General features: G+C 74.0%; 17 protein-coding genes. 11 read left to right on the top strand and 6 right to left on the bottom strand.

The annotated features are described in order from the left end of the window. Nucleotides 1–194: 194 nt before the first annotated feature. On the bottom strand, nt 195–1325 hold the full coding sequence (locus ACIA79_RS20215; RefSeq protein ID WP_399429844.1) for a site-2 protease family protein: 1131 nt from the start codon (nt 1323–1325) through the stop codon (nt 195–197). Between the two features lie 85 nt (nt 1326–1410). Between ACIA79_RS20215 and ACIA79_RS20220 the strand changes: the two genes are divergently transcribed. Beyond that, on the top strand, nt 1411–1866 hold the full coding sequence (locus ACIA79_RS20220) for an archease (RefSeq protein WP_399429697.1): 456 nt from the start codon (nt 1411–1413) through the stop codon (nt 1864–1866). A gap of 272 nt (nt 1867–2138) precedes the next feature. Here ACIA79_RS20220 and ACIA79_RS20225 read toward each other — a convergent pair whose 3' ends face one another. Then, nucleotides 2139–3551, bottom strand: a complete 1413-nt coding sequence (locus tag ACIA79_RS20225) for an RtcB family protein (protein ID WP_399429698.1) — start codon at nt 3549–3551, stop codon at nt 2139–2141. A 190-nt stretch (nt 3552–3741) separates the two neighbouring features. On the opposite strand from ACIA79_RS20225, the gene ACIA79_RS20230 reads away from it, so the two are divergent. From ACIA79_RS20230 to ACIA79_RS20245, 4 genes are all read left to right on the top strand, one after another. Next, nucleotides 3742–4152: a four-helix bundle copper-binding protein gene (locus tag ACIA79_RS20230; protein ID WP_399429699.1), complete on the top strand. Its 411-nt coding sequence runs from the start codon at nt 3742–3744 to the stop codon at nt 4150–4152. A 138-nt stretch (nt 4153–4290) separates the two neighbouring features. Continuing rightward, nucleotides 4291–4788 (top strand): Lrp/AsnC family transcriptional regulator, encoded by a 498-nt coding sequence (locus ACIA79_RS20235; protein WP_399429700.1) that lies wholly within the window; start codon nt 4291–4293, stop codon nt 4786–4788. 33 nt (nt 4789–4821) lie between these two features. Then, on the top strand, nt 4822–5529 hold the full coding sequence (locus ACIA79_RS20240) for an HAD family hydrolase (protein WP_399429701.1): 708 nt from the start codon (nt 4822–4824) through the stop codon (nt 5527–5529). Between the two features lie 158 nt (nt 5530–5687). Then, entirely contained in the window at nt 5688–5963 is a 276-nt protein-coding gene (locus tag ACIA79_RS20245; protein WP_399429702.1) for a DUF2087 domain-containing protein, read from the top strand. Between the two features lie 211 nt (nt 5964–6174). On the opposite strand, the gene ACIA79_RS20250 is transcribed toward ACIA79_RS20245, so the two are convergent. Beyond that, nucleotides 6175–7446: an ATP-binding protein gene (locus tag ACIA79_RS20250; RefSeq protein WP_399429703.1), complete on the bottom strand. Its 1272-nt coding sequence runs from the start codon at nt 7444–7446 to the stop codon at nt 6175–6177. Nucleotides 7447–7661: 215 nt separating this feature from the next. Between ACIA79_RS20250 and ACIA79_RS20255 the strand changes: the two genes are divergently transcribed. The 3 genes from ACIA79_RS20255 to ACIA79_RS20265 all read left to right on the top strand — a co-directional run bounded on the left by ACIA79_RS20255 (nt 7662) and on the right by ACIA79_RS20265 (nt 11192). Beyond that, on the top strand, nt 7662–8834 hold the full coding sequence (locus ACIA79_RS20255) for a lactate 2-monooxygenase (protein WP_399429704.1): 1173 nt from the start codon (nt 7662–7664) through the stop codon (nt 8832–8834). Then, nucleotides 8831–9808: a 2-hydroxyacid dehydrogenase gene (locus tag ACIA79_RS20260; RefSeq protein WP_399429705.1), complete on the top strand. Its 978-nt coding sequence runs from the start codon at nt 8831–8833 to the stop codon at nt 9806–9808. The genes ACIA79_RS20255 and ACIA79_RS20260 overlap by 4 nt, the downstream gene beginning before the upstream one ends. 115 nt (nt 9809–9923) lie before the next feature. After that, a complete protein-coding gene (locus ACIA79_RS20265; protein ID WP_399429706.1) occupies nt 9924–11192 on the top strand; it encodes an HNH endonuclease in 1269 nt (422 codons plus the stop codon). Nucleotides 11193–11347: 155 nt separating this feature from the next. Here ACIA79_RS20265 and ACIA79_RS20270 read toward each other — a convergent pair whose 3' ends face one another. Beyond that, on the bottom strand, nt 11348–11770 hold the full coding sequence (locus ACIA79_RS20270) for a YjbQ family protein (RefSeq protein WP_031071216.1): 423 nt from the start codon (nt 11768–11770) through the stop codon (nt 11348–11350). 81 nt (nt 11771–11851) lie between these two features. Here ACIA79_RS20270 and ACIA79_RS20275 point away from each other — a divergent pair, with 81 nt between their 5' ends. Beyond that, the gene (locus tag ACIA79_RS20275; protein WP_399429707.1) at nt 11852–13048 is read left to right on the top strand and encodes an NAD(P)/FAD-dependent oxidoreductase; all 1197 of its coding nucleotides are present in this window, start codon (nt 11852–11854) and stop codon (nt 13046–13048) included. Between the two features lie 134 nt (nt 13049–13182). Beyond that, the gene (locus tag ACIA79_RS20280; RefSeq protein WP_399429708.1) at nt 13183–14301 is read left to right on the top strand and encodes an FAD-dependent oxidoreductase; all 1119 of its coding nucleotides are present in this window, start codon (nt 13183–13185) and stop codon (nt 14299–14301) included. 41 nt (nt 14302–14342) lie between these two features. Here ACIA79_RS20280 and mltG read toward each other — a convergent pair whose 3' ends face one another. Beyond that, entirely contained in the window at nt 14343–15200 is an 858-nt protein-coding gene (mltG, locus tag ACIA79_RS20285; RefSeq protein WP_399429709.1) for an endolytic transglycosylase MltG, read from the bottom strand. A 429-nt stretch (nt 15201–15629) separates the two neighbouring features. Continuing rightward, the gene (locus ACIA79_RS20290) at nt 15630–17438 is read right to left on the bottom strand and encodes an ABC transporter ATP-binding protein (RefSeq protein ID WP_399429711.1); all 1809 of its coding nucleotides are present in this window, start codon (nt 17436–17438) and stop codon (nt 15630–15632) included. Between the two features lie 157 nt (nt 17439–17595). On the opposite strand from ACIA79_RS20290, the gene ACIA79_RS20295 reads away from it, so the two are divergent. Then, nucleotides 17596–18078 (top strand): MarR family winged helix-turn-helix transcriptional regulator, encoded by a 483-nt coding sequence (locus tag ACIA79_RS20295; protein ID WP_399429712.1) that lies wholly within the window; start codon nt 17596–17598, stop codon nt 18076–18078. The last annotated feature ends 7 nt before the right edge of the window (nt 18079–18085 follow it).

Here is an 18085-nt window from a genome sequence, read left to right on the forward strand (position 1 = left end):
CGGCAGATACCCGCATGAAAAAGGCGCCGCGGAATCCGCAGCGCCATCGACCGGACCATGAGACCATCCCGCTCCCCACTGGTACAAGCGTGGTCGGATCGACTGGGCCATTGGCCCAGCGCACGGGGGTCTCGGGCGCCACCGGGCGGGCCAACGGACGAGATCGTGGGCGTCACCCCTCCGGCGGTACCTGGTCAGCCGCCGCCCCGCCCGCGCAGGGTGTGCCGTCGGACCAGCCGGGAGATGTCCTCCGCGGTGACGATCCCGACCGGCCGGCCGGCGTCCAGCACGAGGATGCGGGCCCCACCGCCGGGGCCCGCGCGGTCGAGCACGTCGGTGAGCAGGTCGTCCGGCGCGGCGACCGCGCACTGCGCCAGCGGGACGGCCACGTCCCGTACCCGCAGCGCGTCCCGGAGCTCCGCCGGGATCGCGGCGAGCCGTCGCGTCTCGACGATGCCGCTCGGCCGGCCCTCGAAGTCGAGCAGCGGCACGGCGGAGTGGCCGGACCGGGCCGCCGCCTCGTCGAGGAAGGCCCCGACGGTCAGCCAGTCGGCACCGGTGATCACCGGACTCGACATGGCATCGGACACCCGCACTCCCTGCAGGGCGGTGCGCAGCACGGCCTGCTGCCGCTCGGCGCCCGCGACCAGCGTGATGAACAGTCCGATCGCCACCAGCCACAGACCGCCCGTGGTCCCACGCAGCACGGAGATCCAGCCGGCGGCCATCAGCAGTACGCCCATGACCTGGCCGCCGCGCGAGGACACCCGCTCCGCCCGTCCCCTGTCGCCGGTACGCCACCACAGCAGTGCCTGCAGCACCCGGCCGCCGTCGAGCGGGGCGGCGGGCAGCAGGTTGAACACGCCGAGCAGCACGTTCATCCACCCGAGCCACACCAGCACACCGGCCGGCACCACCCAGTCCGTGAGCGCGCCCAGACCCACTCCCGCTCCGAGCCCGATGCCTCCGACGACCAGACTGGTCAGCGGTCCGCTGACGGCTACGGCGAAGGCCACGCCCGCGGTCCGCGGCGCGTCCATCCGGGTCACCCCGCCCAGCGCCCACAACGTGACGTCCTGCACCGGGATCCCCTTCCGGCGCGCCGTGGCGGCGTGTGCCGCCTCGTGCGCCAGGAGACTGCCCATGAGCAGCAGCGCGCCGACGGCCCCGGCGGCGGTGTAGGCCGCGTCCGACTCCCCCGGGGCCCAAGCGGGCAGGGTCCGGCCGCCCAGCCCGTACGCGAACAGCACCACGAGCAGCGGGACGCTCCAGTGCATCCGCAGGGGCACACCGGTCACACTTCCGAGCCGGACCGAGCCCTTCATCATCGACTCCTGACACCTCGGGCGCCTGGCCTCAATTGTCCTCCTCCCCGGCATATGTCCGGCGTCATGGGGGGAGGTGATCGGCATGATCGGCGATACGGATGGTGACGGGCAGGGGCGGGGTCCGGCAGACAGCGGCCACCGGACGGTCCCGCACACGGCGGACGTACGCATCGAGGCGTGGGGACCGAGCCGGGAGCTGTGCCTCGCGGAGGCGGTCCTCGGGATGGTCGAGTGCTTCGCCGACGTCTCCGGGGTGCGGCCGGTGGCCGTGCGGCAGGTGCGGGTGGACGAGACGGACGACGACGACCTGCTGGCGGCGCTCCTCGACGAGATCATCTTCCGGCTGGACGTGCACGGCGAAGTGCCCCTGGACGTCGAGGCCGAACTCACCGACGGCGGGCTGGACGTGCGCCTCGCGGTGGCCGACCTCACGGCGGTCCGGCTCGTCGGCGCGGCCCCCAAGGCCGTCTCGTGGAGCGACCTCCACCTGGCTCCGGGCCCGCGCGGCTGGTCCTGCGCGGTGACGGTCGACGTCTGAGCCCCGGCTCAGCGCGGGGGCGGTGCGGTCCCGCGCGGTGCCCGTGCGGCGGCATCCCGCGCGGCGCCTGTGCGGCGGCGTCCCCCGCGGCCCCCGTGCGGCGGCATCCCGCACGGTGCCTGTGCGGCGGCATCCCGCACGGTGCCTGTGCGGCGGCGGGCGCCCGCGGGACGGCCTCGGTTTGGGCGCACCGGCGTGGACCGCGCATTCGTGGACGGCGGCACCGGGGCGGCGGGCCCCGCCGGTCGCCAGCCCTGGACGACCGCCGGTCGTCAGCCTTTGACGACCCCCAGCGGGACCAGGCGGGCCACCTTGCGGCACAGTCCCGCGCCCTCGCTCGCCTCGATCACCTCGGAGACGTCCTTGTACGCCTCCGGTGCCTCCTCCGCCAGGCCGCGTCCCGAGGCGCCGCGGACCGCGATGCCCTGGGTTTCGAGCCGGGACCGCAGCTCGTCGCCGCGGACCGCGCGCAGGGCGGCGTGCCGGCTCAGCACCCGGCCGGCCCCGTGGCACGTGGAGTGGAAGGCGTCGCCTCGCGGCACCCCGGTCAGGACGTACGACGCGGTGCCCATGGTGCCGGGGATCAGCACCGGCTGCCCCACCCCGCGCAGGTCGTCGGGCAGGTCGGCGTGGCCCGGCGGCAGTGCCCGGGTGGCCCCCTTGCGGTGGACGCACAGCGTGCGCGTACGCCCGTCCACATGGTGCTCCTCCACCTTCGCCAGGTTGTGGGACACGTCGTACACCAGGGTCAGCCGCGCCCCCGCCGCGCGGCGGAAGACCCGGCGCGCCGCCTCGCCCAGCATGTGGCGGTTCGCCCGCCCGTAATTGGCCGCCGCGGCCATGGCCCCGAGGTAGGCGCGGCCCGCCGGCGAACCGACCGGGGCGCAGGCGAGCTGCCGGTCGGGCACCGTGATGCCGTACCGGGGCATGGCCTTGTCCATCGCCCGCACATGGTCGCTGCACACCTGGTGCCCGAGACCCCGCGAGCCGCAGTGGATCATCACGCACACCTGGCCCCGGTGGAGGCCGAAGGCGGTGGCGACCGTCTCGTCGTACACCTCGGCGACCTGCTGCACCTCCAGGAAGTGGTTCCCGCCGCCGAGGCTCCCGACCTGCTCCAGCCCCCGCTGCAGGGCCCGCTCGCCGACCTGGCCGACGTCCGCGTCCGGGACCGCCCCGGCGTCCTCGCAGCGCAGCAGGTCGCGTTCCTCGCCGTGGCCCTCCTCGACCGCGTACCGCGATCCGCCCTCCAGGACCCGTTCGAGCCGGGCCGTGCTGCCCAGGCGCCAGACCGCGCCGCGGCCGGGGCCGTGCGGGGTCGCCGCCCCCAGCCCGTCCATCAGGGCCGGGAGCACCGGCTCCAGCTCCGGCCGGTCGCAGTCGGCGGCCAGCAGCCGTACGCCGCAGGAGATGTCGAAGCCGACACCGCCCGGCGACACCACGCCGCCGTCGTCGACGTCGGTGGCGGCCACGCCTCCGATGGGGAAGCCGTAGCCCCAGTGGATGTCGGGCATCGCGTACGAGGCGGTGACGATGCCGGGCAGGGTCGCCACGTTGACGACCTGCTCCAGTGACTTCTCGGCGTCCCGCAGCAGCCGCCGCGACGCGAACACGATCCCGGGGACCCGCATGTCCCGGCGGGGCGCGATGCGGAAGCGGTAGGGACGCTCCTCGGTGACCTCCATGGCAGCCTCCCGTCCGTCCGTTGGCGCGTACCCGCCTCCCGTGCCGCCATGTCGCCGTCCCGGATGTCCCCGTCGCCGTCCCGGGATGTCACCGCCGTATGCCCTGTGACCGCCCGCGGGAGGCAGGGCGCGCGGCGGGCGTTTGCCGGGGCCGTGCAGGTCAACCCGTCGCTGCGAGGAGGCGATGACGATGACGACATCCGTCAAGGACATGCTGAACACCTACCCGGCCGACCTCGGTGGCGTGGATCAGGAGGCGATGGCCGACTGCATCGAGGCGTGCGTCGCCTGTGCGCAGGCGTGTACGGCCTGTGCGGACGCCTGCCTGTCCGAGGGCATGGTCGGCGATCTGACCAAGTGCATCCGGACCGACATGGACTGCGCGGACATCTGCACCGCGACCGCCGCGGTGCTCTCCCGTCACACCGGGTACGACGCGAACATCACGCGCGCGCTGCTGCAGGCGTGCGCCACGGTGTGCAAGGCCTGCGCGGACGAGTGCGGGAGCCACGCGGACATGCACGAGCACTGCCGGCTGTGCGCCGAGGCGTGCCGCCGGTGCGAGGAGGCGTGCAACACGTTGCTGGAGAGTCTCGGCTGAGGACCGGAGCCGGGGCCTGAGCCGGGGCCGGCGGGCCGCGTCGGGCCGCTGATGGGCAGCGGTCAGGCCGCGTGCTGCGCCATTGGTACTGTCACGTTCCGCATCACCCCACCACAATGGGATGGAACGGGACCAACGATGGCAGTGGACGAGCTCGACACCCGCATCCTGCGGCTGTTGATCGAACAGCCGCGCACCAGTGTGCGCGAGTACGCCCGCATTCTCGGCATCGCCCGGGGCACGCTGCAGGCGCGGCTGGACCGGATGGAGCGGGACGGCGTGATCACCGGCACCGGGCCGGTCCTCTCCCCCGCCGCGCTCGGGCATCCGGTGCTCGCCTTCGTCCACATCGAGGTGACGCAGGGACATCTGGACGACGTGGGGGACGCCCTCGCCGCCGTTCCCGAGATCATCGAGGCGTTCTCGATCACCGGTGGCGGCGACCTGCTCACCCGGGTCGTCGCGCGTGACAACGGGCACCTGGAGGACGTCATCCAGCGGCTCATCCAGATCCCCGGCGTGGTGCGCACCCGGACCGAGATGGCTCTGCGCGAACGGGTGCCGCACCGGCTGCTGCCCCTGGTGGAGGCGGTCGGCCGGGCGTCCGTGCGCCGGGGTGAGCGGGTGGGCGGCTGACCGGTCGCAGCGCCCGCCCGGCATGCTGGTGCCATGAGCAGCACGTCACGTACCGCGGTCGTCTTCGATCTCGACGGCACGCTGGTGGACAGCGAACCCAACTACTACGAGGCCGGACGCCGGCTGCTGGAGAGCCACGGCGTCACGGACTTCAGCTGGGAGCGCCACACGGACTTCATCGGCATCGGCACGCGCGAGACGCTGGAGGCGCTGAAGGAGGAGTACGGGCTCGACGCGCCGATCGAGGAGCTGCTGGCCGGCAAGAACCGCCACTACCTGGAGCTGGCGCGCGCGGCGACCGAGGTGTTCCCGCAGATGCGGGCGTTCGTGGAGCTGCTGCACCGGGAGGGGGTGCCGATGGCCGTGGCTTCCGGCTCGTCGCGGGCCGCGATCGAGGCGGTGCTCGGCGGTACGGGCCTGGACGCGTACATCGCCACCCTCGTCTCCGCCGAGGAGGTGGAGCGGGGCAAGCCCGCGCCGGACGTCTTCCTGGAGGCGGCGCGCCGGCTCGGCGTGGAGCCGGCGCACTGCGTGGTGCTCGAGGACGCCCCGCCCGGCGCGGCGGCGGCCCGTGCGGCGGGGATGCGGTGCATCGCCGTGCCGTACGTACCGGCGACGGTGGACGATCCCGCGTTCCGCGATGCGGGGCTGCTGCTGCGGGGCGGGCAGGCGGAGTTCACGGCGCAGGCGGCGTACGACTTCGTCATGGCGGGGCACCGGCCACCGGCTGCGGGCGGGTGAGGCGCGTGCCGCGGCGGCCGGCGGGTGAAGGCGCGGCACCCGGCGGGGTGCGCGACGCGGCACCCGGCGGTATGCGGAGCAAGGCGTTGCCCCAGCGTCCGGTCCGTCCGGTGAAATCGCGTTGCGCGGCGAGCGGCTGAGGCGGGAGGCTGCCCGTCATGGCAGAGACCCGCACGGGCGGCGCGCGCGACGTGGCCGCCCTCTTCTCCGACGGCCGGCTGACCGCCGTGCCGCGCAAGCAGGCCCGCCGCGCGCAGCTGCTCACCCACCTCGCCGAGACCCTCTTCGAGCGGGACCGGCCGTACACGGAGCCCGAGGTCAACGAGGCGCTGCGCACCGTGCACGACGACTGGCCGGCGCTGCGCCGCCATCTGGTGGTCGCGGGACTGCTGGTCCGCACGAAGGACGGCGCCCGCTACCGGCGGGCCGGTTAGGCGGGCGTCCGGCCCCGGGCGGTCGGAACAGGACAGCCGGAGCCGTACCGCCAACAAAGCCGGTCACCACCGGCCGGTCGCGACCGGACTTCCGGCCCCGAGCGGTCGGAACAGGACGGGCCGTACGGCCATCAGGGCCGGTCGCAACCGGCCGGTCGCCATCGGACGTCCCGCCCCGGGTGGTCGGAACCGGGTGGTCGGAACGGGGTGGTCAGAACCGGGCGTGGGCCGTGATGTCCGCCTGGAACTGCTCGATCATCGCGGGCGTCACCGTCGGCCGGCACTGGGCGATGGCCTCCAGGTAGTCCTCGGTACTCGCGCCGGGCACCCCCGCTCGGTCCGCGAGGTCCCGCTCGAACGCTGCCTGCGCCGCGATCCGCGCCGCGTGCTCGATGTCCGCCGGTGTGAACAGGTCGCTCGCCGCCACCAGGACGTTCACGTCGACATCTGCGCGGCCGTGCGCGTACCGGGACCAGATCGCCGCGCGCGCCGCCTTGTCCGGCGTGCCGATCGGGATCAGGTAATCGAACCTGCCCGGGCGCAGGAACGCCGGGTCCAGCGAGCGGATGGAGTTGGTCGCGCACACCAGCAGCCGCTCGTCGCCCTCCCGGAAGCCGGGGATCAGCTTCAGCAGTTCGTTGGTCACCCCGTGCATGCCTCCGGGCTGCGCCGGCTCGCTGCGCACCGGTGCGATCTCCTCCACCTCGTCGATGAAGACGAGCACCCGCTCCAGCTCCGCGATGCGGGCGAACGCGCTGCGCAGCGCCGCCGCCAGGTTGCCCTCGCCGGCGAGCCGGGAGGGCAGCAGTTCCACGAAGGGCCAGCCGAGCCGGGAGGCGATGCCCCGGGCGAACGTGGTCTTCCCGGTCCCGGGCGGCCCGAACAGCGTGATCGCCCGCGGCGGTTGCACCCCGTGCCGGGCCGCCCGCTCCGGTTCGGCGAGCGGCAGCACCACGCGCCGCTCGATCAGGTCCTTCTCCGCCTCCATGCCGGCGACCTTGCCCCACAGGTCGGCCGGCAGGAACCGCCCGCCCAGGTCCTCCAGCAGGCTGACCGCCGGGCCGTGCAGCGGCTCGACCTTCTCGAAGTAGGCGACGGCCGGACGGCGCGTGTAGCCGGCGTTGAGCAGGCCCTCGCCGAACAGGTCCTCCTCGGGCAGGACGTAGGCGACGCGGCCGACCCGGGCGGCGAGGAGCCGGCGCTCCAGTTCCACGAGCAGCGCGCTCGCCAGGCCCCGGCCGCGCCAGCCCGGCGCGATCGCGATGCGCATGACCCACGCCCGCTCGCCCGCCACGCAGGCGAGGGCGGCGCCGATCGGCGCGCCCTGGTGCACGGCGACGACGGCCGGCTGGCGGGAGGTCAGCGCGCCGATGCACTCGGCGAGCGAGAACACCGACTCCTGTCCCAGCTCGGCCGTGGTGTCGATCAGGTGGACGACGGCCGCGAGATCGCTCTCGCGGTAGTCGTGGATCAGCCAGTTCACCGGTACCGCCCCTCGTTGGTGATGTTCCGGCGAGGCTAGGGGCGGCCGTCCGCCCGGTCCTGTGCCGCCGTGCACAAGGCGGGGGCGCCGACTACGACGTCGTGTCGGTTGGCGGAACGGGCGTACGCGGTGGCGCACGACGGTGGACGGGGCGGGGCCGCGGTCGCGAGGATCCGGGAGGACACACGGTTCCCGGGCGAAGGGCGACGGCAGGCATGGCGCAGCACTGGGCGGACTTCCAGTACGAGATCTACCTGAACGGCATGACCGGCGCCGTACCGCGGCTGCCGACGGACCTGACGCGGCTGGAGGAGCTCACGGAGCGGCGCCTGGGCCCGGGTCCGGTGGGGTACGTGGCCGGTGGCGCGGGCAGTGGCAGCACCGCCTTGGCGAACCGGGCGGCGCTGGACCGGCGGCGCATCGTCCCGCGGATGCTGCGCGACGTGCACGAACGCGACCTGTCGGTGCGGGTCCTGGGCCGCGGGCTGCCCGCGCCGCTCGCGCTGGCACCCGTGGGGGTGCTGTCGATCCTGCACCCGGACGCGGAGCCGGCCGCCGCGCGGGCGGCCGCGGCACAGGGGGTCCCGTACATCCTGTCGTCCGCGTCCAGTACGCCCATGGAGGAGGTCGCCGAGGCGATGGGCGAGGGGGAGCGCTGGTTCCAGCTGTACTGGGCGAAGGACCGCGAGGTCACGCGGTCGTTCCTGCAGCGGGCGAAGGCGGCGGGCTACACCGCGCTGTTCGTCACGCTGGACACTCCGCTGCTGGCGTGGCGGCCGCGCGACCTGGACCAGGCGTACCTGCCGTTCCTGCACGGCGTGGGCACGGCGAACTACTTCACCGACCCCGCGTTCCGGGCAGGTCTCGCCAAGCCGGTGCACGAGGACCGGAACGCGGCGGTGATGCACTTCGTCGGCATGTTCGCCGACCCGGCGAAGACATGGCCGGATCTGGCGTTCCTGCGGGAGAACTGGGAGGGCCCGATCGTGCTGAAGGGCGTCCTGCACCCGGAGGACGCCCTGCTGGCCGCCGAAGCCGGCATGGACGGTGTGGTGGTGTCCAACCACGGCGGCCGGCAGGTGGCCGGTTCGGTCGCCGCCGCCGACGCCCTGCCGCGGGTCGCCGCGGCGGCCGGCGACCGGCTGACCGTGCTGTTCGACAGCGGCATACGCACGGGCGACGACATCTTCAAGGCCCTGGCGCTGGGCGCGCGGGCGGTGCTGGTGGGACGCCCGTACGCCTACGGGCTCGGCCTCGACGGGCAGGCGGGCGTCGAGCACGTCATCCGGTGCCTGCTGGCCGAGCTGGACCTGACCCTGGCTCTGTCCGGACACACGGGCCCCACGACCCCGGGTCCGGACGACCTCGTCGAGGAGAAGACGGCATGACCGCTCCGAAGAACGTGCTCGCCGTGATCCCGCCCCACGTGGGCGGCCGCGCCGCCGGTGCCGCCCTCGCCTCGGTGTTCCCCGCGCAGGCACGGGTCACCGTCGTGGAGACGGCCGGCGAGGACCCGGCCGCCCTGAGCGAGGCCCACGTCGTCGTCACCGCCCTCGGCCCGGTGACCGCGGCGCACCTCGCCGCCGCGCCGGGGCTGGAACTGGTGCAGTGCGCCAGCCACGGTCACGACTACGTCGACGTGGCCGCCGCCCGTGCACAGGGCGTCCGCGTGTGCACGATCGGCTCCAGCGGGGCGGAGAAGCAGAACGTGGCCGAGCAGACGTTCGCGCTGATGCTGGCGCTCGCCAAGCAGCTGATCCCCGCGCACACCGCGCTCGTCGACGCCGACTGGGCGCTGCCGCGGCTCCAGCGGTCGCTCACGGAGCTGTCCGGCAAGACGCTCGGCATCATCGGCCTCGGCCACATCGGCACCGAAGTCGCCCGGCGCGCGGTCGCGTTCGACATGACGGTCGTGTACGCATCGCCCCGGCGCGCCTCCCCCGCGACGGAGGCCCGCCTGGGCGGCGCCCGCCACCTGGAGCTCGACGAGCTGCTGCGCACAGCCGACTACGTCTCGCTGCACGCCCCGCTGACCGACGCCACCCGCCACCTCCTGGACGCGCGGCGCCTGGCCCTCCTCAAGCCCACGGCGTTCGTCGTCAACACGTCCCGCGGCGCCCTGATCGACCAGGACGCCCTCGCCGACGCCCTGGAGTCCGGCGCCCTCGCCGGCGCGGGCATCGACGTCTTCGACCCCGAACCCCCGACCCCCGCGCTGCGCCTGCTGAAGGCCCCGAACGTGGTGCTCTCCCCGCACGTCGCGGGCGTCACCCGCGAGACCCTGGTCCGCATCGCCCTGGCCGCGGTCCGGAACGTCACCGACCACCTGTCGGGCAGGCCGCTCCGGGACGTCGTCAGGTAGCCGCGACGAGGTCCGGCGGGCCGGGCGCATCCTTCGGCTGCAACGCCCTTGCTTTCAGGGACCTTTCGGTAACCGACGCGGGGGAGCCTCGTCCCGCGTCGATTACCGTTCGCGCATGGCGTTGCCCGACATCACCCGGCAGGCAGTCCTCCAGGCCGTCCAGGAGTACGACGACCGCGGCCCCCAAGCCTTTCTCCGCGCGTACGGCTTCCGCCCCGCGCGTTCGTACCTCCTCGTCATCGACGGCAGGCAGTACGACTCCAAGGCCGTCGTCGGCGCGGCGCACGGGTTCCTGCCGGGCCGGGAGCCCCTGCGCGCCGCCGAGTTCTCCGGTGGGCGCGACCACGCCGCGAAGGTGCTGAGCGGCCTGGGGTTCCAGGTCGTGTATGCTCCGGCGGCCACCAGCACGGACATCGGTGACCTGGTGCGGCGCGTCGAGCAGCTGAAGGTGGCGCATGCCGTCGGCGGTCCCCGTCTGTACCAGCCGATCACCTTGCTCTGGGCCGCCGGAAGGGCGTTGCGCGGCGAGCCGCGGTTGGCCGACTGGGCGGAGACCAGCGCGGCGCTGACCGGACTCCTCGAACGGTACGGCCTGCGCGGCGAGCGTCCCCGTCCCGACTTCCCGGTGCTGGCCCTCTACCACTCGGGGCTGTGGACCCTGCAGGGACACAGCGGTGTGGTGCCGTTCGCCCATGGGGACGCGCTCTTGCGCCGGTGGTGCGCCGCACAGCAGCCCGTGAGCGGCCTGACGGAAGCGGTCCACGAACTCCTGCGCACGTCGGGTGAGGCCCGGCTGGTGTTCATCGGGGCGATCGTGGACCGCTTCTTCGAGGACCTGGACGAGGTGCCCCTCCTGACCGAGGTGGGCCTGTACGACGTGGCGGTCGCCGACGACGCGGACGGCTCCCCGCCGAGCGTCCCCGTCACCGCCGCCGACCGGGCCGTGGCTGCTGCCGCCCGGTACGAGAGGCTGTGCACGCTCGTCGAACGCCGTGAGGCGGCCGATCACGGCAAGCGCCGTGAGACCTCATCGAACGATCCGATACGGTCCGCGTCGGCCCGCAGGGCGGTGCTGCTGCGCAGCGGCGGCGCGTGCGAGAACCCCGCCTGCGCCGGCCGCCCGGCCGACCTCACCGACCGCGGCGAACCGCTCCTCGAGGTCGACCACGTCATGGAGATAGCCCGCGGCGGGCGTGACCACCCGAGCCAGATGGTGGCCCTCTGCCCCAACTGCCACGCGGTCAAGACCCGTGGGCGGAGCCGGCACGCCCTCACGGAGATCCTCCGGGGCGTCGCTGCCGCGCGGCACCGGGAGGCGTCGGCGCAGGGACCGGCAGGGGCCGGGGAGGCTGCTGGGCCGGTGTCCGCGGCTCCCGTGCCGTGATCGGCGAAGACGGGATGCGGTGGCGGTGCCGGACCTTCCCGCCCCCCCTGTCACGGCAGACCCTGAGGTGATGCTGCCCCGCTCCCCCGTGTCGCCGGAGCGCCAGGAGAAACGGCGCGTCGGCGGCCGCACCCAGGGCGATCCTGAACCCCTGATCAGCTCAGGAAACTCAGCCGCACCTGGCGGTCCGGGTTGTCCTTGTTGGTGTCGACCACGCAGACGGACTGCCACGTGCCCAGCGCCATCTCGCCGCCGATGACCGGGATCGTGGCGTGCGGGGGCACCAGGGCCGGCAGGACGTGGTCGCGGCCGTGGCCGGGGCTGCCGTGGCGGTGCTGCCAGCGGTCGTCGGCGGGGAGCAGGGTGTGCAGGGCGGCCAGCAGGTCGTCGTCGCTGCCTGCGCCGGTTTCCAGGATGGCCACGCCGGTCGTGGCGTGCGGGGTGAAGACGTTCAGCAGACCGTCCCGGCCCGCCGCGACCTCCCGCAGGAAGGAGGCGCAGGCGCCGGTCAGGTCGTGGACCGTTTCCCGGGTGCCGGTGGTGATCCGCAGCGTACGGGTGGTGAATGCGTCGCTCATGCCTCCCATGGTGTCACCGCGCCCGCGCGTGTCCCGCGAGGCGCCGTGGACGTGACGGGGCGTCGGCCCCACGATGGGGGGATGACCTCCGACGCCGCGTCAGGCAGTCCGGGCACGGCACCGCTGCCCGCTGCGGTCGACGTCGTGGTCGTCGGCGGCGGGGTCATCGGCGCGAGCATCGCGTTCCACCTGGCCGAGGCGCGCGCCGGGCGGGTGCTGCTGGTGGAGCGGGACACGCCCGCGTCGGGGTCCTCGGGCAAACCCGTCGGCGGCGTGCGGGCGCAATTCTCCGACCCTGTCAACGTACGGCTGGGGCAGCGCAGTCTGGAGGCGTGGCGGGCGTTCGGGGAGCGGCCCGGGGCGGACGTGGGGCTGGAGAGCGTCGGCTATCTGTTCCTCCTGGCGGACGAGGCCGAGGTGGAGACGTTCCGGCGGGGCCTGGAGGTGCAGCACGCGCACGGCGTGCCGAGCCGGCTGCTGACGCCGGGAGCGGCGCACGCGCTGTGCCCGTACGTCGACCCCTCGTCGTTCGTGGCGGCCGCCCACTCCCCCGCCGACGGGTACGCGCTGCCCGGGGCGGCCGTGCGCGGCTATCTGCGGGCCGCGGAGGCGCTCGGCGTGACCGTCCGCACCCGGTGCGCGGTCACGGGGGTCGAGACGTCCGGCGGGACCGTCCGCGCCGTCCGCACGACCGCGGGGACGGTGCGCACCGGCACGGTCGTCTGCGCGGCGGGCGCCTGGTCGCGGGCGGTCGGCGCGATGGCGGGAGTGACACTGCCGGTGACCCCGCTGCGCCGGCAGATCGCGCTGACCGGGCCGCTGTCGCCGGCCCCGCCGCGCGTGCCCTTCACCCTCGACTACGGCTCCACACTGTACTTCCACAACGACGGCGCCGGCGGGCTCGTGCTCGGGATGTCCGACCCGCGCCAGGAGCCCGGGTTCGGGCGGGAGTTCACCGAGGACTGGCTGGAGCTCTTCCGCGAGGCCGCGGCCCGGCGCGCGCCGCCGCTCGCCCATCTGCCCGTGACCGGCGGCTGGGCGGGCCTGTACGAGATGACGCCCGACCGGAACGCGCTGATCGGCGAGGCCCGGGGCGTCAGCCGGTTCCTGTACGCGACGGGCTTCTCCGGGCACGGCTTCCTGCAGGCACCCGCGGTCGGGGAGGTGGTGCGCGACCTGTACCTCGACAGGAGCCCGGTGGTCGACGTGGGGCCGCTGACCGCCGACCGCTTCGCCGGCCCCGCCACCGCGCCGCGCACGGAGGCGCACGTCATCTGAGGCGTACGGGGACGACCTGCCGCTCGCCCAGGGCGTGCGCTTCCCGTGAGGGCGAGTCCGCGGACGACTGCGACCGGGGCGGGCCCACGGGCCGTGCCGGGAAGAACCGCGGCCCCGCACTGGTTGGTGGAAGCGTGAATTACTTCGTGGATGTGGACGTCGTCGTCATCGGCGCCGGACAGGCCGGCCTCTCCGCCGCGTACCACCTGCGGCGCACCGGCCTGGAGCCCGGCCGGGACTTCGTCGTCCTGGACCACGCTCCCGAGCCGGGCGGCGCCTGGCAGTTCCGCTGGCCCACGCTCACGTACGGCAAGGTCCACGGCATGCACGCGCTGCCCGGCATGGAGCTCACCGGAGCCGATGCCGGCCGCCCCTCGTCGGAGGTGATCGGGGGCTACTTCGCGCGGTACGAGGAGGAGTTCGGCCTGCGGGTGCACCGGCCCGTCGACGTGACGGCGGTGCGGGACGGCGACGGCGGCCGGCTCCTCGTGGAGACCTCCGAGGGCACGTACGCGACCCGGGCGCTGGTCAACGCGACCGGCACCTGGGACCGGCCGTTCTGGCCCCGCTATCCGGGTCAGGAGACCTTCCGCGGGCGGCAGCTGCACACCGCCGGCTACCCCGGTCCGCAGGAGTTCGCCGGGCAGCGGGTGGTCGTGGTGGGCGGCGGGGCCTCCGGGACGCAGCACCTGATGGAGATCGCCGAGGTCGCGGCGGAGACCACCTGGGTGACCCGCCGCGAGCCGGTGTGGCGCGAGGGGCCGTTCGGGGAGGCCGAGGGGCGGGCGGCGGTCGCCTTGGTCGAGGAGCGCGTACGGCGCGGCCTGCCGCCGCAGAGCGTGGTCGGCGTGACGGGGCTGCCGCTCACCGACGCCGTCGAGCGGGCGCGGGAGCAAGGCATCCTCGACCGGCTGCCGATGTTCGACCGGATCACCCCCACGGGTGTGGCCTGGGACAGCTTCCCCGGGCGCGACGGGGAGCCGGAGCAGGGGCGGACCGTCGACGCGGACGTCATCCTGTGGGCCACCGGTTTCCGCGCGGCCATCGACCATCTCGCGCCGCTGCGGCTGCGCGAGCCGGGCGGCGGCATCCGGCTCGAGGGCACGCGGGCGGTCCGTGACGAGCGCGTCCATCTCGTCGGGTACGGGCCGTCCGCCTCGACCATCGGCGCGAACCGCGCCGGGCGGGCCGCCGTCCGCGACGTCCGGCGCCTGCTGGACCGCGACCGCGACCGTGCCCCGGTGGCGGCCTGACCCGAGTGCGGGACGGTGTGCGGGACCGGCGGCCGGGACCGTCAGCCCGCCACCGCGTCGCGCCGGGCCTCGTTGAACTCCTGCACGTTGCGCTGGTGCTCCGCGTAGTCGGCGGTGAACCGCGTGTCGCCGGGCCGCACGGTGACGAAGTACAGCCAGTCGCCCGGCGGCGGATCGATCGCGGCGTCCATCGCCTGCTCGCCCGGGTTGTCGATCGGGGTGGGCGGCAGACCCTGGCGGTTGTACGTGTTGTACGGGCTGTCCATCCTCGTGTCGGCGTGCGAGGTGTCGAGCGTGGAGCGGCCCAGCGCGTAGTTGAGCGTCGAGTCCATCTGGAGGGCCATGCCCCGGGCCAGCCGGTTGTAGACGACGCGGGCCACCTTGCCCATGTCCTCCACCGTGTCCGCCTCGGCCTGGACGATGCTCGCGATGGTCACCATCTGGTAGGGGCTCACCCCGTTGCGCTGCGATCCCGCGCTGATGCGGTCCGCACCGAACCGCTCGTGGGCGGTGCGCACCATGTAGTCCAGCAGGCCCCGCGGGGTCGTCTTCTTGTACACCGGGTACGTGGCCGGGAACAGGAACCCCTCCGGGTTGCCCTGCGCGTCCGCCGGCAGCTTCAGCCTGCCGCTCTCGGCGACCTGGCGCGTGGTGCCGGCCGGCGCCCCGAGCGCCTGGTCGACCGCGCTGTACACCTGGGTGGCGCGCCAGCCCTCCGGGATGAGCAGCATCCTCGGCTTCTCCGGGGGTGGCGGGGCGGGGGGCTCCCTGAGCAGCAGAAGCGGCACCAGGACGGCGGCAGCCGTGACGACGACCAGGCCGGCGGCGAGGGAAAGCCAGCCGCGGCGGGTCATCGGGGACCGGCGCCGGGGCGTGCCCTGCGGGGACTCGTTCACCATGCGGGCACGCTAACCCGTGGTGTCCGCCGAACCCGGCAGCCTGCCGTGCCCGTGGCCCTCGACCACCGGGTCGGCCCTGAACAGACGAACGCGGGATCGGATGTTCGCCGGAACGTGTGATCGCATCGGGGTTTCCGTGCCGCGCGCGGGTGCGGCCCGTGATGCTTACGGTGCGCAAGCGACGGGCTGCAGACCTCGGTTGCGCCGTCCCACACACGCACCACGAAAGCACAAGGGGAACGCACCCTCATGAACGTCCTCACCGACCTGCTCGCCGGCTTCCTCCACTTCGTCGGCCGGCTGGTCTGACGCCGGTCCCCCCGAAGCGCCGCTGCTCCCGCGTCCCAGGGAGCAGCGGCTGCTGCGTTGTCAGGGGCTCGTCCGGCGGGGGGGGCGAACCGAGGCGAGCACCGGCCCGGGGCCGGAGGGTCACGGTGCCGCGGGGGTGAGGTGTGCGTCGCCGCGGACCAGGGCGGCGTAGCGGCCGTCCAGCCGGAGGAGTTCGTCGTGGGTGCCGCGTTCCGTGATGCGGCCCCCGTCGAGGACCACGATCTCGTCGGCGTCCCGGACGGTGGAGAGGCGGTGCGCGATGGTCAGGGTGGTGCGGCCCGCGGAGAGGGCGTCGATGGCCTGCTGCACCGCGTGCTCCGTCCGGGTGTCGAGGGCGCTGGTCGCCTCGTCCAGGATGAGGACCGGCGGGTCGCGCAGGATGGTGCGGGCGATCGCCAGACGCTGCTTCTCACCGCCGGAGAACCGGTACCCGCGCTCGCCGACGAGGGTGTCGTACCCGTCGGGCAGCGAGGCGATGTGGTCGTGGATCTGGGCCGCCCGCGCGGCCGCGTGGATCTCCTCCTCCGTGGCGTCGGGGCGGGCGAAGCGCAGGTTGTCGGCGACGGAGGCGTGGAAGAGGTAGGTCTCCTGGGAGACGACGCCGACGGCCCGGGCGAGGGTGTCGAAGTCCAGGTCGCGCACGTCGACGCCGTCGAGGGTGACGCGGCCCGCGGTGACGTCGTACAACCGGGGCACCAGATAGCTGAGCGTGGACTTGCCGGAGCCGGTGGGGCCGACGACGGCGAGGCTGCCGCCCGCCGGGACGGTGATGTCGATGCCGCGGAGCGTCTCGCCGCTCTTGTCGTCGTACCGGAAGTCGACGTCCTCGAAGCGGATCTCGCCGCGGACGGTGTCGAGGCGGACCGGGCTCTCCGGCTCGGTGATGTCGACGGGCAGGTCGAGGTACTCGAAGATCCGCTGGAAGAGGGCGAGCGAGGTCTGGATCTCGACTCCGGTGGACAGCAGGCTGACGGCCGGGCGGAAGAGCCCCTGCTGGAGCGAGACGAAGGCGACGAGCGTACCGATCGAGAGAGCGGCGCCACCGGCCTGGAGGGCGAGCCCGGCGGCCCAGTAGATCAGCGCGGGCATGGCGGCCATGACGATGCCGATGGTGGACATGCGCCACCGCCCGGCCATCGAGGAGCGCACTTCGAGGTCGACGAGGCGCTCGGACTCGGCGGCGAAGGAGCGGGTGAGGGAGTCGGCGCGGCCCATGGTGCGGCCGAGGAGGATGCCGCTGACCGAGAGCGACTCGGTGACGGTGGCGGCCATCGCGGCCATCTGCTTCTGGCGCTGCGTCGTGATCCTCTTGCGCTCGCGGCCGACCCGGCGGCTGATCCACACGAACACCGGCAGGAGCAGCAGGGAGACGCAGGTGAGCCGCCAGTCCAGGGCGAGCATCGCGACCACGGTCGCCACCACGGCGGTGAGGTTGGAGGCGAGGGAGGTGGCCGTGGAGGTGACGGTGGCCTGCATGCCGCCGATGTCGTTGGCGATCCGGGACTGCACCTCGCCCGTGCGCGTACGGGTGAAGAAGGCGAGCGGCATGCGCTGGAGCTGGTCGTAGACGGCGGTGCGCAGATCGTGCATGACGCGCTGGCCGACCGTCGTGGAGATCAGCGTCTGCAGGACGCCGAAGATGCTGGTGACCACCGCGGTGAGGATCATGCCGAACGCGAGCAGCGTGAGCAGACCGGTGCGGCCCTGCGGGATGGCGGTGTCGAGGATCTCGCGCAGCAGGAACGGCGAGGCGACCGTGACCAGCGAGGAGGCCGCGACCAGCAGCCCGACGACGGCGAGCCGGCCGCGGTAGGGGCGGAAGAGCCGCAGGATCCGCCGGATCTGGGCCGGCGGCTGCTCCGGGTCGGGAGGTGGTGGTGTCCAGGAGGACTCGGCGTGGATGCGCATGGGCTCCTCGGGGCCGGCGCGACCGCAGGGGGCGAGACGCGCAGTCGCGGGTGTCGGCGGACGCGGCGAGACTCGTGCGTACGCCCGGTCATCGTTTCAGAGCTTAGCTCATTGTTACCTGACCTCACAATGAGCGTGGTCCTGGTAGTCTGCCGTCATGGACTCCCCCGACGCCGACGGCGTGCTGGCCGAGCAGTTGCTGCGGCTGACCCGACGCCTCCACCGCAGCCAGCAGCGGCAGCTGGAGACGGCCGGCATCGCCATCACGCCCGCGCAGTCCCGGCTGCTGCGGATCGTCGCGCACTTCGACCGCCCGCCCCGCATGGCCGACCTGGCGGCCCGGCTCGAAGTCGTGCCGCGGGCCGTGACGAGCCTGGTCGACGGGCTGGAGGCGAGCGGCCGCGTGCGGCGGGCCCCCGACCCGGACAACCGCCGGGTGATACGGATCGAGCTCACCGACACCGGCCGGGACACGCTGCGGCAGCTGCGCAGCGCGCGCCGGGCGGCCGCGGAGGACATCCTGGCTCCGTTGACCGCCGAGCAGCGCGAGGAGCTCGGCGGGCTGCTGTCCACTCTGGTCGACGGGGATCAGGCGGTGGCGCGGGCGTGCGGCGAGGAGGCGAGCCTCCGGAGGTCCTGAGCGATCA

The sequence above is a fragment of the Streptomyces sp. NPDC051310 genome (genome assembly GCF_044455245.1).
Taxonomy (GTDB): Bacteria; Actinomycetota; Actinomycetes; order Streptomycetales; family Streptomycetaceae; genus Streptomyces.

Excerpts from the sequence above, each read along its gene's own strand:
- ACIA79_RS20215 (WP_399429844.1), bottom strand. The coding sequence starts at position 1,325 with ATGAAGGGCTCGGTCCGGCTCGGAAGTGTGACCGGTGTGCCCCTGCGG.
- ACIA79_RS20220 (WP_399429697.1), top strand. The coding sequence starts at position 1,411 with ATGATCGGCGATACGGATGGTGACGGGCAGGGGCGGGGTCCGGCAGAC.
- ACIA79_RS20225 (WP_399429698.1), bottom strand. The coding sequence starts at position 3,551 with ATGGAGGTCACCGAGGAGCGTCCCTACCGCTTCCGCATCGCGCCCCGC.
- ACIA79_RS20230 (WP_399429699.1), top strand. The coding sequence starts at position 3,742 with ATGACGACATCCGTCAAGGACATGCTGAACACCTACCCGGCCGACCTC.
- ACIA79_RS20235 (WP_399429700.1), top strand. The coding sequence starts at position 4,291 with ATGGCAGTGGACGAGCTCGACACCCGCATCCTGCGGCTGTTGATCGAA.
- ACIA79_RS20240 (WP_399429701.1), top strand. The coding sequence starts at position 4,822 with ATGAGCAGCACGTCACGTACCGCGGTCGTCTTCGATCTCGACGGCACG.
- ACIA79_RS20245 (WP_399429702.1), top strand. The coding sequence starts at position 5,688 with ATGGCAGAGACCCGCACGGGCGGCGCGCGCGACGTGGCCGCCCTCTTC.
- ACIA79_RS20255 (WP_399429704.1), top strand. The coding sequence starts at position 7,662 with ATGGCGCAGCACTGGGCGGACTTCCAGTACGAGATCTACCTGAACGGC.
- ACIA79_RS20260 (WP_399429705.1), top strand. The coding sequence starts at position 8,831 with ATGACCGCTCCGAAGAACGTGCTCGCCGTGATCCCGCCCCACGTGGGC.
- ACIA79_RS20265 (WP_399429706.1), top strand. The coding sequence starts at position 9,924 with ATGGCGTTGCCCGACATCACCCGGCAGGCAGTCCTCCAGGCCGTCCAG.
- ACIA79_RS20270 (WP_031071216.1), bottom strand. The coding sequence starts at position 11,770 with ATGAGCGACGCATTCACCACCCGTACGCTGCGGATCACCACCGGCACC.
- ACIA79_RS20275 (WP_399429707.1), top strand. The coding sequence starts at position 11,852 with ATGACCTCCGACGCCGCGTCAGGCAGTCCGGGCACGGCACCGCTGCCC.
- mltG (WP_399429709.1), bottom strand. The coding sequence starts at position 15,200 with ATGGTGAACGAGTCCCCGCAGGGCACGCCCCGGCGCCGGTCCCCGATG.
- ACIA79_RS20290 (WP_399429711.1), bottom strand. The coding sequence starts at position 17,438 with ATGCGCATCCACGCCGAGTCCTCCTGGACACCACCACCTCCCGACCCG.
- ACIA79_RS20295 (WP_399429712.1), top strand. The coding sequence starts at position 17,596 with ATGGACTCCCCCGACGCCGACGGCGTGCTGGCCGAGCAGTTGCTGCGG.